We start from the raw sequence: 12,781 nt of genomic DNA on the forward strand, positions 1-12,781 counted from the left end.
GCATGCATGAATGGCGCCGGCCCGCCGCAGCGCTTCTGTCGCTGCCGGTTCTGCTTCTTGCCGCATGTACAGTGCCCCCGTCAACCACCCCGAAAGAGCAGATCAAGCTTGACTTGGCTGTCAGTGCTGGCGCGGCGGTCAATCCGGATGACCAGGACAGGGCATCGCCGGTTCTCGTGCGTGTCTACGAACTCAAGACCGAATCCACGTTTCAGGGCGCGGATTACTTCTCGCTCGACAAGAACGATAAGACGGTTCTCACCCAGGACATGCTGGCTCGCGACGAGTTCATCCTGCGTCCCGGTGAGTCGAGAGACATCGAGCGGAAGCTGAATCGTGACACGACCACGCTGGGCATCCTGGTCGGTTACCGGGATCTTGCCAAGGCGACCTGGCGTACCGTCTACAAGCTGCCGCCGGCACCCGAAGTGGCGTGGTACCGCGCCGTGGTGCCGGCACGCAAGGTCAAGCTCCAGGTCGTTCTCGACCAGCAATCGATAACCGTATCCCAACCCGACTGATTCATGAGCTGGTATAACAAGGTCGTCTGGAGCGAAGGGCTCTTCCTTCGCCCCCAACTGTTCCAGCAGCAAGAGCGCTATCTGGAGCATTTTGCTCACAAGCGTGCCGCAGCGTTGAGCCCGTTCTTCTGGGGTTTCCATCATTTTGCGGTGGATACGGAGGCCCTCGCTTTGGGAAAGCTGGTGGTGTCCGGGGCTGCCGGCATCTTCCAGGATGGCACGCCATTCGACGCGCCGGCCCATGCCAAGCTGCCCGCTCCGTTGGCACTGCGCCATGAGCACCTGAACCAGACCATCTTCCTGGCTGTGCCCATTCGAACCCCGAATGCGGAAGAGACCAACTTCGAGGACTCGCCTGATTCTCTGGCCCGCTTTCGCAGCTTCGAAGAAGAGCTGCTCGACGCCAATTCGATTGCCCAGGGGCCGAAGCTGGTGCAACTGGGCGACCTGCGCTTGCGGCTGCTTCCAGCGCGGGAGCTGACCCAGTCCTGGCTCGGACTGCCGCTGGCCAGGGTCAGCGAGATCCGTGCGGACGGCAGCGCCCGCCTGGACCCGGCACTGATCCCGCCCGTCAACGTCTATACCGCCAGCGCGCTGCTACATACCTGGCTTGGCGAGATCCACGGTCTGCTGCGTCTGCGCGCGACCGCGATGGCCGAGCGGCTGGCGGCTTCGAGCACCCGTGGCGGAGACTCCGCGGAAGTCTCGGAATATCTGATCCTGCAATTGCTGAACCGCTGTGAGCCGATCCTGACGCACATGCTGGAAGCCAAGGCAGCGTCGCCGGAAGCGCTTTACGTTGAGCTGACGGCGCTGGCGGGTGAGCTTTCCACGTTCGTGCGCACGGCGACGCGTCGCCCGAACACCTACGATGCTTACCGGCACGACGAGCCCCACACCTGCATCAAGCCGGTGGTGGACGACCTGCGCTTCCTGCTGAACGTCGTGCTTGAGCGCAGCGCACAACGCTTCGAGTTGCGAGACCAGTCTCATGGCATTCGCGTGGCGGTGCTGGATCCGGCGGAGTTTGACCGTTTTGGGACGTTCGTGCTCGCGGTGGGGGCGCAGATGCCGGCGGATGTGCTGCAGAAGCGCTTTCCGGCGCAAGCAAAAGCGGGGCCGTCCGAACGCTTGGGCGAGCTGATCCGTTCCCACCTGCCGGGGATTCCCCTGCACGCGATGCCGGTTCCGCCGCGACAGATTCCCTTCCATGCCGGGCAGGTTTACTTCGAATTCGCGAAGGACCATCCGCTGTGGGGCCAGGTGCAGCGCAATGGCGGTTTGGCCTTGCATGTGGCCGGGACTTTTCCCGAATTGCGACTTGAACTGTGGGGCGTGCGCGGCTGATGGAAAAGACCATGAACGACGAAAATACCGGTACCACCGTTGCCACAGAGCCGGGGGGGCTTGGCAATGCCGCGCTGAATGCTCCGTCCGGCCGCGCCCCGCGGGCGGCCGCGCCAGCCAGACGCACCGCATGGCGCTGGATGACTCCTGAAACGCAGGAGCAGCGTGCCGAGCGTATCGCAAAGGCAGACAATCCGCTGTTGGCTGCGGCGCAGCCTTTGCTGCGCGCGCTGGCTGACCTGCCAGCGGACCTCCGTCACGCCGCCACGGCGACCGATGCACTCAAGCGCCTCCTGATGGAGGAAATCCGCCAGTTCCAGGCCGTTTGCGAGCGAGCCAATATTCGTCGCGAGCATGTGCTGGCCGCCCGCTACACCCTCTGCACGGCGTTGGACGAGGCGGCGAACGCCACATATTGGGGCCGTGAATACAACTGGGCCACGCAGAGCCTGCTGATCCAATGCCACCAGGAGAATGATGGCGGAGAGAAGGTCTTTCAGGTGCTGGGCAGGTTGGTGAATTCGCCGCAGGAGCATATAGACGTCATCCAGGTGATCTTCCAGACCCTGTGCCTGGGCTTTCAGGGCCGCTATGGCAAACGGCCCGATGGGGATCGTGAACTTGCCGCTATCCGTCAACGTCTGCTAAGCCTGATTACCTCGGCGCGGGGAAGCGTGCCACAGGATCTGTCGCCGCACTGGCGTGGCGAGCCGGCTGGCAAGTTGAAGCTGATGCGCTCAGTGCCGGTGTGGGTCACCGCCTGTGTGCTGACCCTGACCTTGTTCGGGATGTTTGCGTGGTTCAAGTACCAGTTGCTGCTGCGCTCGCACGATCTCGAGCAGCAGATTCTGGCGATTGGCCGTGCCACGCCGCCCGAGCCGCCAAAGGCGCTGCGGCTTGCAGAGCTGCTCAAGGAGGAGATCGCGAGAGGCGTCGTCAGCGTCAAGGAGGACAGTGTGCACAGCGAAGTCACTTTCCGAGGCGACGACATGTTCGGCGCCGGGCAGGTGGAGGTGAGCGACAGGGTCCTGCCTGTGTTGGACAAGGTGGCGAGCGAGATCAACAAGGTGACGGGCAAGGTGACCGTGATCGGTCATACCGACAATGTGCCGATCAAGACGGCCAGGTTTCCGTCGAACCAGGCGCTTTCCGAAGAACGGGCCACCACGGTGATCGAGTATCTGGCCGGCAAGGGCGTGGCCAAGGGCCGCCTGGAGGCAATCGGCAAGGGCGACAGCGAGCCGCTCGGGCCAAACACGACTGCGGCTGAGCGCTCCAGGAACCGGCGCGTGGAAATCGTGGTAACGCAATCATAGAGAAGAACGGTATGAATTTCCTGAAACGTTGCGCTGCCGTACTGTTCTCGCGTCAGATGCTGATCTTCGTGGCGCTGCTCGTGGTGGGGCTCGCTATCTGGTTCATCGGGCCCCTGCTGGGTTTCAACGGGATGCATCCCCTCGCCGGTGCCGGCATCCGGGTCGCTGCGATCGTTCTGTTGCTGGCCCTGGCGCTGTTCATCACTCTCAAATGGTCGCTCGCAGCGATCGCGGTGGCCGTGCTATGCCTGCTGGTCTGGTATGCCGGGCCGCTGCTCGCGTTCGGGGCGTCGCATCCGCTGGCTTCGGCAACCGTCCGGGTGGTTATCATCGCAGTACTGATCTTCATGGTGATCGCCTATGAGACGTATCAGTTCCTGCGACGGGCACAGGCCGGTGGGACAGCGCTGGAGAAGATTCTCAACTTCGGTCGGAAGCGCCCGGAGGTAGTGGCCGAGGACCGTATCGCCAAGGTGGACAAGGCTGTCCAGAGTGCGTTGAATCAACTGAAGAGCATGCGGTCGGGTGGCGGCTCGATGCGCCTTCTCGACGACCGGCGCTACCTCTATGAACTGCCTTGGTACATGATCCTCGGCGTTGCCGGTGCCGGCAAGACCACAGCCCTGCTCAACGCAGGGCTGCAGTTTCCGCTGCCGGAGCAGATGAACGAGGCGGCCAAGGCGCGCAAGGCCACCGATCACGCCGACTGGTGGTTCACCAATGAGGCCGTTCTCATTGATGCCGCGGGCCGTTACACGAATCATGAGCAGGACCAGAGGATGGACGCCGCGGAATGGTCGGGGTTCCTCGGCCTGCTGCGAAAATACCGCAGCCGAGCCCCCATCAATGGTGTCGTCCTGACCATCAGCGTCGAGGATCTGTTGACCCAGACGCCGCAGGCACGTGTTGCGGAGGCTGCCAGTTTGCGTGCCCGCCTGGTGGAACTGCGTGAGGATTTGGGCATCCGTTTTCCCGTCTATGTGCTGGTCACCAAGATGGACCAGCTAGCAGGATTTGCTGAATACTTTCAGGACTTGAGCAGCGAAGGCCGTGCCCGGCCCTGGGGCTTTACGTTTCCGCTTCGCGAAAAGAAGCGTAAGCGCGGGGAAGCCACGGTGCCATTCGAGCAGCGGTGCCGCGAGGAAATGGAGCTGCTGATCAAGCGCGTACGGCACGGGCTAGATACGCGCCTGGAGGAGGAATGCGGCAAGACACCGGACAAAGCACTGTTCGGGTTGCCGGAGGACATGGAAAGCCTGACGGGGTCGCTCGTCGACCTGCTCTCGCAGATATTTCTTGGCTCGCGTTTTGATCGCACCGAACGCACATCCATGCTGCGTGGAGTCTATTTCACCAGTGCGGCCCAGTCAGGGGCGCGCGTCATCGCCAGCCATGCGACGGTTCTGGAGAGCCATGATCGCGATCAGGCAGCGTTAGACAGCGGATCCGGGGAGGGCGAGTCCGAGCCCTATCCCACGGCCGCGAGCGAGGCTGCGGGCGTTCCGAGTCTGGCGGCCGTCAGCGGCAACCGAAGTTACTTTCTTGAGGATGTGTTCAAGCAGATCATCATCCCCGAGGCGCATCTGGTGAAGCCGAACCTGCGCTGGGAATTCCGCTTCCGGCTCCTGCGCAGGCTCGGACACGCTCTGGTGGTGGTCGTCTTCCTGTGGCTGGCTGCGGCCCTCTGCACCAGCTTCGGTCACAATGGCAGCTATGTGGAGGTGGTGCGGGGAAGGGCAAAGGCCCTGGCTGCGACGGTGAGTGAGTTCTACAAGAAGCCGCAGCCGGTTGCCATGCCGGATGTGCTGGCCGCCGCTCAGGATCTGCCGGCATATACCGGGCTGGACCTGTCCGCGCCAACGATGGACTGGCGCTACGGCCTCTACAGCGTGCCGCCGGTAGCGGACGCCGCGCGGCAGACCCATACGAAGCTGGAGGACCACTTGCTGGTCCCGTACCTGGTACGCCGCGTCGAATCGGTGCTGGTGGAGGCGGTGAATTCACGGGATACGAAGCAGACCTACGATACCTTGCGCGTTTACCTGATGCTGCATGACAAGGACAAGTTCAACGCGTCCGATGTGCGTAGCTGGGTGCAGAGCGATTGGGCCATCGGAAATGGCGGCGACGCTTTCGGCGGAAGGGTGGCGGTCCTCGAGCACCTGAACAACCTGCTGGGCGGGGCCCGTCCGGTGCAGTCTCCCTATGCCAGGAATGAGGCCTTGATTCGCACTGCCCGGGACTTGCTCGACGGCAGCACTTCCATCGAGCGGCTGTATGAGCGGGCGAAGGCCGCCATGATGGAGGAGGCACCGCACGATTTCACACTCGTGCGGGCCGTTGGCCCACAGGCAGGAATGGTCTTTACCCTGGCGAGCGGCGAACCGCTGGAGCGCGGCATTCCCGGGCTGTTCACCTATGCGGGCTATCACGAATTGTTCAATGCTCGCCTGCCCGAGTTCCTGGGCAAGGCGCAGGCCATTGACGCATGGGTGATGGGGCGCGGAACCGGCCTGGGCGCTCAAAAAAAAACGCTTGATGCCGCGGCCACTGGCAAGCTGAACGGCAACGATCCTCTGACGCGCGAGATTCGGCGCCTTTATCTGCTTGAGTATGCTAAGCGATGGGAAACGTATTTGTCCGACATCCGGACCGTGACTGGGAACAATCTGGCCTTCGATCTGGAGATCCTGCGTAACTTCGCGGCACCAGACTCACCGCTGGCAAGGCTTGGTCGCGCAGCGGTACGCGAGACCTCGCTGAGCCAGCCGGCTGACCCGGTGGACAAGTCGCTGGCCGACAAGGCGCTCGCAGTCCTGGATAAGGCGACCGACAAGGTCGGCGGCTTGAGCGCCAGGAGCGAAGCACGCCAGGAGCGTGAACTGTTGGACAGCCGCTTTGCAGCACTTCGGGAAGTCGTCACCGGACAGGCGGATGCGTCTTCGCCAGCCGGACAGGGGGCGAGCGGCAAAGCGCAGCTCGATGTCATTGCCGGTATGGTCAATGCGTACTACACCACCTTGGTGGTGGCCAACAACGCTCTGAATACACGCAATCTGCCGCCGCCTGCGGAGGCCGGCGCGCAACTGCGCATGGAGGCGGAAAAGCTACCGGCGCCCTTTAAGGCAGTGCTCGCCGATCTGGTGGTGCAGGGGGCCCGCGACGTGAACAAGGGCATCGGGGATATCCTGATCGCCCAGATGGATGCCGTCATTGGCGAGAGTTGCCGCAGCGCCATCGATGGTAAGTATCCATTCACGCCGACCTCGATGCAGGATGTCGATCCGGACGATTTTGCGCGGGTCTTCTCCACCGGCGGCGTGCTGGACGATTTCTTCCAGAAGGTGCTGGCTCCGCATGTGGATTCCGCGACCTCGCCCTGGCGCTACAAGCTGACTGCGCCTGACGTGCCGCCGATCGCCGGACCGAGCCTGGTGCCGTTCCAGCGCGCCAAGGAAATCCGGGAGGTATTCTTCCGCGAATCGGGCGCGAAGAAGATGGCCTGGAAGGTCGACCTGAAAGTCGTCGAGCTCGATCCCGAAATCGTCGAGCTGAACATGGATTTCGACGGGCAGAGCCAGCGCTACGTACACGGCCCTGTCATTCCGCTCAAAGTGACATGGCCTGGCCCACGCGGCGGGCAGGGGGCGGAAATAACGGCCAGTCCGCGCATTCGGCCGGATACCTCGACGCTCTCTGCCGATGGCCCGTGGGCATTGCTGCGGGTCATTGCCAAAGGAAAGCTCGCCGGCTCAGCCACGGCTAGCCATTTCCTTGCCGAATATGATTTCGATGGGCGCAAAGCCAAGCTCGACATCAACACCGGCAGCCTTGCCAATCCATGGACCACGGGTTTGTTGCAGGGCTTCCAATGTCCAGGAAGATCAGGATGATCTCCGTGCCGTCGATCTTCGGCAAACTGCCGGATTCGGGCGCCTTCATCTGCCACAATGCGCCGCTGCATCAGGTAAAAGCGTGGCGCACCTGGTTCGAGCCTGGGGACGCCGGCGCATCGAGAGCGATGCCCGGGGCGTCCGTTGACGGCCACCGGCCCCACTGGCTACATTTGACGCCACCCAGCCTGGTGAGAGATTCCGGGCTGTGCGCGGGCGAGCCTTGCTATTTCATCCTGCGCCCACATGGGCTGCGGTTTCCGAGTGATGCGGACTACCTGATTGGTATCGTGACGGCTTCCCGCGACCGGGTCGGCCGGCGCTATTCACTGGTGGTCTGGCAGGCGGCCAGCGCCAAATGGGCTGAGCTCATGCTTGCTGCACCGGCGAACTGGCTGACGGATCTGGCGCAAGTGGTCCACGACCACGCTCGCCTGCCGGGCCCCACGGGTTTGAACGGCATGGTGGATGCGCTGTGGGCCAATTACCGGCCGGGCTGGCGGGACCGTTTGAGCGCAGTACTCAAGCGGCTGGCGGATTCCCGCGATGAGGCGGCTTCGGGCGACTTGCCGGGCGAACCGCTGGCCGGGCTGGTCGATGTGCGGCGTGACTGGCCGCCAACACTGCTGCGCGGCGGCAGCCACGGAAGCGTCTGGCAGGCAAATACGGGGCGTGCAATTGACATTGATTGCGTGTCTTCGCTTCGGCGATTGCTTGCCGATCTCTAGACTCTCCACTAGTCTTTGGGCCTGCACCCTGAATAACCACGCAACCACGCTTGTGGCAGTGTCAGGTCTTGCCGCGATTCATGAAGAATTCACAGAGCCTTCTATAAAGCGCTGATTCGGATGGAAAATCAATCAGCTGACCCGGCCAGTTTCAGATGCATTCTTCGCCGCACGCAAGAGTCATGGTGCTCATGAATCACATCACTTTGGCGGATCGGTACGGCTGATAGATATTGCTCAGGGGGCGGCGGATGGATGCCCTGCGGCGGCCTATTCCTTGCTGCCGCCCTTGAGCAGGCGCGCCTTCTCGCGCTGCCAGTCGCGGTTCTTCTCGGTCTCGCGCTTGTCGAACAGCTTCTTGCCCTTGGCGAGGCCGATCTCGCACTTGACCCGGCCGCGTGTGTAGTGCAGGTTCAGCGGCACCAGCGTGTAGCCGCGCTGCTCGACCTTGCCGATCAGCTTCTTGATCTCGTCCGCTTTCAGCAGCAGCTTGCGCGTGCGCACCGGGTCGGGATTGACGTGGGTGGAGGCGCTCTGCAGCGGGCTGATGTGGGCGCCGATCAGGAACATCTCCGCATCGCGCACGACCACATAGCCTTCCTTGATCTGCACGCGTCCCGCGCGGATCGCCTTGACCTCCCAGCCTTCGAGCACGATGCCGGCTTCGTATCGTTCCTCGATGAAGTAGTCAAAGAAGGCTTTCTTGTTGTCTGCGATGGTCATGCGGTTCCGGTCTGAACGGCGGGTGGGCGGCACGGCCGGCGGCGGGATGGCCTGCGCCGGCCCGACGGGATGCCTGGAAGGCGCGCGTCGGCTAAAATCGCAATTCTAACAAACCGGCCCGGCACCGGTTCACGTCCGGCACTGACGCTGCCGGCGTCCGACATGCGCCGGCAGCCCCTGTCTTTCCCCATTCATGGCAGACGTCCATAAATCCGTGCTGCTCGGTTATTCGGCCGCGCAAATGTACGACCTGGTCACGCGCGTCGAAGACTATCCCAAGTTCCTGCCCTGGTGCGGCGGCGTGGAGGTGTTCGAGCAGACCGAGACCCTGCTCGACGCCAAGATTCACATCCATTTCAACGGCATCAAGCAGTATTTCCACACGCGCAATGTGCAGCAGCGCCCGACCCAGATCGACATGACCTTCGCCGACGGTCCCTTCAAGGTGTTCAAGGGTTCATGGCGCTTCACGCCGCTGCGCGAGGATGCCTGCAAGATCGATTTCCACCTGCACTACGAATTCTCCAGCTTCCTGCTGGAGAAGCTGATCGGGCCGGTCTTCAGCATGATTGCCAATACCTTCGTCGATGCCTTCGTCAAGCGTGCCGAGGTGGTCTATGAGGGACAATGACGCCGCCGCGCAGGTGCGAGCCCTGGTCTGCTACGCCCGGCCGGGCGAGGTCTTCCTGCGCGAGGTCGAATTATCGGCCGGCTCCACCATTGCCCAGGCGATCGCCGCGGCGGGCCTGTTGCAGGCCTGCCCGCAGATCGATCCTGCCAGCGCGCGGGTCGGCATCTTCGGCAAGCTGAAAACGATGGAAACCGTGGTGCGCGAAGGCGACCGCGTGGAGGTCTATCGCGGGCTGGTCGCCGATCCGAAGTCGGCGCGCCAGCGGCGGGTGCAGAAGACCCGCGCGGCGGGCTCGCGGGAAGGACACAAGTGGCGGGGCGGCGGCCAGTAGCCAGTGGCCGGTAGCCCGCTACGCGCCCGGCTGGCGCCAGCCGGGCGCGCTCAGATGCAGTTGCGCTCGATGTTGGCGTTGGTACGTTCCAATTCGGCCTGGCGCTGGTTGCCGTCGAGGCGATTGAGCGAGCCGTCCGGCGCCACGGTGGCGATCCGGATGCCTTGTTGGAGCCCGTTGGCATAGTTGCGCAGCTGGGAGCAGCGGGTCTCGCGCTCCGCTTCCTGGGCTTCCTTCCGGGCCAGTTCGGTTTCCTGCTTCAAGTGTGCTGCGCGGCGCTTCTGGAAGGCCTCTTCCTCGCCTGCCAGTGCCGCTCCCGGCTTGGCCGGCAGTGGGGCCGGCGCGGCCGCCGCCGGCGCGCTGACATCGAGCGCCTGCAGGCTGCCGGCGAAGCGTCCGGGCGCCTTGAGGATGCTGCCGTCCGGCACACCGGGCGGCGGCGGCACATCGCTGTAGACCATGCGGCCGTTGCCGTCGCGCCACTGCCACTGGGGGAACGCGGTGGCCGGCAGCAGCAGGCAGGTGGCGAGCAGGCATAGCGCAGGCGTTCGTTTCATGGCGGGGCAGGGCGTCGGGTTTGGCTGGCGCGGCGGGCTTGGCGGGCCGGCGCGGCGCACGCGCCACACCGGCCGTGGGCGCTAGTTTAGGCAGACTTGTCGTCCGCGTGCAACCGCACCGACCAGGCCACGCCGATGATCAGCAACAGGATGGCGGCCAGCTCCAGCGGGCGTGGCCAGCGGTGGTCGAAGACGAAGCCGTAGGCCAGCGCGAACAGGGTCTCGAAGACGATCATCTGGCCCGACAGCGTCAGCGGCAGGCGCCGGCTCGAGATGTTCCACAGGTTGTTGCCGATCAGCGAGGCGCCCAGCGCGACGGCGGCATTGACCATCCAGAACCAGTGCCAGTCACGTCCGCTGCCGGATCCGCCCGGCGCGCTGCCGGCGAACAGCCAGCCGGCCAGCGCCAGCACCACCGAGACCGCGCCGGTCGACATGCCATACAGCGCGGACCACTCATTGCCGCTGTACTGGGGATTGCGCTGCAGGTAGCGCGCGTTGTCCACCGCATACAGGGTCCAGCAGACCAGGGCGCCGGCCGCGCACAGCACGCCGGCGACCTTCTCCCACACCGGCCGCGCGGCAGCGCCGGCCGCCGCCGCGTGGGCGCTGGCGCCGCCGCCGAACAGGTCGATATTGATGCAGGCGATACCGGCCGCGACCACCAGCAGCGGCCAGATCAGCCGCGCCATCGGCACTGCGCCGTGATCGCGCCGTCCCATCACCGTGACCGAGATCGGCAGGATGCCGATGATCAGCGACGTGGGGCCGACGCCGGCCAGCTGCACGCCGAAGGCCAGCAGCACGTAGTAGAGCAGGTTGCCGGTGAAGGCCTGGCGCAGCAGCGCGACGCAGTCGGTGCGTGTCAGCTTGCGCGCGATGCGGCGCAGCAGCGGCAGGGAGGCGATGGCCGCCACCAGGCCGTAGGCCAGGTAGCGCCCGATCGCCAGCTCCCAGGGGGAAAAGGCTGGCAGCAGCTTGGGGGCGATGAAAACCATGCCCCAGAACGCACCGGCCAGCAGACCGCACAGTACCCCGATTCCCATGGCAACGACGCCGCGGCGTCCGTGCTGCGGCTAAAAGGAATCGAGGATAGCAGACGGCGTGCGCCGACACATCTGCGCCGGCGAGGTTCCTGTATAATTCGGTTTTGCGCCTAGAGGAATTGCTATGCGTCTTGTCCAGAAAGCACTCACCTTCGATGATGTGCTGCTCGTCCCGGCCTATTCGGCCGTCCTTCCCCGGGATGTCTCCCTCCGCACCCGCCTGACCCGCTCGATCGACCTGAACATTCCGCTCGTGTCCGCCGCCATGGACACCGTGACGGAAGCGCGCCTGGCGATCGCGATGGCACAGGCCGGCGGCATCGGCATCGTCCACAAGAACCTGAAGCCGGCCGACCAGGCCCGCGAAGTGGCACGCGTCAAGCGCTACGAATCGGGTGTGCTGCGTGATCCGATCACCATTTCGCCGGATATGAAGATCCGCGATGTGATCGCCCTGTCGCATCAGCACGGCATTTCCGGCTTCCCGGTGCTGGAAGGCAAGACGGTGGTCGGCATCATCACCAATCGTGACCTGCGCTTCGAGGAAGAACTGGACGCGCCGGTGCGCGCCAAGATGACGCCGCGCGAGAAGCTGGTCACGGTGGCGGAAGGCGCCAGCCTGGAAGAGGCCAAGCGCCTGATGAACCGCCACCGCCTGGAGCGCGTGCTGGTGGTCAACACCGCTTTCGAGCTGCGCGGCCTGATCACGGTGAAGGATATCCAGAAGGCGGTCGAGCACCCGCTGGCCAGCAAGGACGATCACGGCCAACTGCGCGTAGGCGCCGCGGTCGGCGTGGGTCCGGACAATGACGAGCGGGTCGAGCTGCTGGTCAAGGCCGGCGTCGACGTGATCGTGGTCGACACCGCCCACGGCCACAGCCAGGGCGTGCTGGACCGCGTGCGCTGGGTCAAGCAGAACTTCCCGCAGGTGCAGGTCATCGGCGGCAACATCGCTACCGGCGAGGCGGCGCGCGCGCTGGTCGAGCACGGCGCCGACGGCGTCAAGGTCGGCATCGGCCCCGGCTCGATCTGCACCACGCGGATCGTGGCCGGCGTGGGCGTGCCGCAGATCACCGCGGTATCCAATGTGGCCGAGGCGCTCAAGGGCACGGGCGTGCCGCTGGTCGCCGATGGTGGCGTCCGTTACTCGGGCGATATCGCCAAGGCGCTGGCCGCCGGCGCGCATGCCGTGATGATGGGCGGCATGTTCTCGGGCACCGAAGAGGCGCCGGGCGAGGTGTTCCTGTTCCAGGGCCGCTCGTTCAAGAGCTACCGTGGCATGGGTTCGGTGGGCGCGATGAAGGATGGCGCGGCCGACCGCTACTTCCAGGAAGACAACACCGCCAACGTCGACAAGCTGGTGCCGGAAGGCATCGAAGGCCGCGTGCCCTACAAGGGTTCGGTGATGGCCATCATCCACCAGCTGTGCGGCGGCGTGCGCGCCTCGATGGGCTACTGCGGCAGCCAGTCCATCGCCGACTGGCACGAGACCTCGCAGTTCGTGCAGATCACCGCGGCCGGCATGCGCGAGTCGCACGTGCACGACGTGCAGATCACCAAGGAAGCACCGAACTACCACATCGACTGAGCGCCCGGCGGCGCGCCGGCCGGCAACCGCGAGAAGCGGGCCCGGCCGGTGCGCGCAGGCGCACGGCGCGGGCATCCGCGGCCGTCCGGCATCGCCGTCC

General features: G+C 64.6%; 11 protein-coding genes. 8 read left to right on the forward strand and 3 right to left on the reverse strand.

Annotated features, from left to right (window positions below; translation table 11 throughout):
* The first annotated feature begins 2 nt into the window (after positions 1 to 2).
* Genes tssJ through BKK80_RS10265 form a run of 5 tightly spaced genes read left to right on the forward strand, consistent with a single transcriptional unit; the run spans position 3 to position 7,805 of the window.
* A complete protein-coding gene (gene tssJ, locus BKK80_RS10245) occupies positions 3 to 521 on the forward strand; it encodes a type VI secretion system lipoprotein TssJ (protein WP_071037051.1) in 519 nt (172 codons plus the stop codon).
* A gap of 3 nt (positions 522 to 524) precedes the next feature.
* Positions 525 to 1,868 (forward strand): type VI secretion system baseplate subunit TssK, encoded by a 1,344-nt coding sequence (tssK, locus tag BKK80_RS10250; protein ID WP_071069277.1) that lies wholly within the window; start codon positions 525 to 527, stop codon positions 1,866 to 1,868.
* 11 nt (positions 1,869 to 1,879) lie between these two features.
* Positions 1,880 to 3,184, forward strand: a complete 1,305-nt coding sequence (tssL, locus tag BKK80_RS10255) for a type VI secretion system protein TssL, long form (RefSeq protein WP_071037049.1) — start codon at positions 1,880 to 1,882, stop codon at positions 3,182 to 3,184.
* 11 nt (positions 3,185 to 3,195) lie between these two features.
* Positions 3,196 to 7,077: a type VI secretion system membrane subunit TssM gene (gene tssM / locus BKK80_RS10260; RefSeq protein ID WP_071069279.1), complete on the forward strand. Its 3,882-nt coding sequence runs from the start codon at positions 3,196 to 3,198 to the stop codon at positions 7,075 to 7,077.
* Complete coding sequence (locus BKK80_RS10265) at positions 7,056 to 7,805, forward strand: TagF domain-containing protein (protein ID WP_157903199.1); 750 nt, start codon at positions 7,056 to 7,058, stop codon at positions 7,803 to 7,805. The genes tssM and BKK80_RS10265 overlap by 22 nt, the downstream gene beginning before the upstream one ends.
* A gap of 270 nt (positions 7,806 to 8,075) precedes the next feature.
* Here BKK80_RS10265 and smpB read toward each other — a convergent pair whose 3' ends face one another.
* Positions 8,076 to 8,528 carry an SsrA-binding protein SmpB gene (gene smpB / locus BKK80_RS10270; RefSeq protein WP_071069282.1) on the reverse strand — a complete coding sequence of 151 codons (453 nt, stop codon included), beginning with the start codon at positions 8,526 to 8,528 and terminating at the stop codon, positions 8,076 to 8,078.
* A 193-nt stretch (positions 8,529 to 8,721) separates the two neighbouring features.
* Here smpB and BKK80_RS10275 point away from each other — a divergent pair, with 193 nt between their 5' ends.
* Together BKK80_RS10275 and BKK80_RS10280 are read left to right on the forward strand one after the other, a co-directional pair.
* A complete protein-coding gene (locus tag BKK80_RS10275) occupies positions 8,722 to 9,159 on the forward strand; it encodes a type II toxin-antitoxin system RatA family toxin (protein WP_071012477.1) in 438 nt (145 codons plus the stop codon).
* On the forward strand, positions 9,146 to 9,490 hold the full coding sequence (locus BKK80_RS10280) for an RnfH family protein (RefSeq protein ID WP_071012479.1): 345 nt from the start codon (positions 9,146 to 9,148) through the stop codon (positions 9,488 to 9,490). The genes BKK80_RS10275 and BKK80_RS10280 overlap by 14 nt, the downstream gene beginning before the upstream one ends.
* 50 nt (positions 9,491 to 9,540) lie before the next feature.
* Here BKK80_RS10280 and BKK80_RS10285 read toward each other — a convergent pair whose 3' ends face one another.
* Positions 9,541 to 10,047: a DUF4124 domain-containing protein gene (locus BKK80_RS10285; RefSeq protein WP_071012481.1), complete on the reverse strand. Its 507-nt coding sequence runs from the start codon at positions 10,045 to 10,047 to the stop codon at positions 9,541 to 9,543.
* 86 nt (positions 10,048 to 10,133) lie between these two features.
* On the reverse strand, positions 10,134 to 11,093 hold the full coding sequence (locus BKK80_RS10290; protein ID WP_071069284.1) for a DMT family transporter: 960 nt from the start codon (positions 11,091 to 11,093) through the stop codon (positions 10,134 to 10,136).
* Between the two features lie 124 nt (positions 11,094 to 11,217).
* On the opposite strand from BKK80_RS10290, the gene guaB reads away from it, so the two are divergent.
* Positions 11,218 to 12,681: an IMP dehydrogenase gene (gene guaB / locus BKK80_RS10295; RefSeq protein WP_071012485.1), complete on the forward strand. Its 1,464-nt coding sequence runs from the start codon at positions 11,218 to 11,220 to the stop codon at positions 12,679 to 12,681.
* Positions 12,682 to 12,781: the final 100 nt, after the last annotated feature.

This window comes from Cupriavidus malaysiensis (assembly GCF_001854325.1).
GTDB classification, from domain to species: Bacteria; Pseudomonadota; Gammaproteobacteria; order Burkholderiales; family Burkholderiaceae; genus Cupriavidus; species Cupriavidus malaysiensis.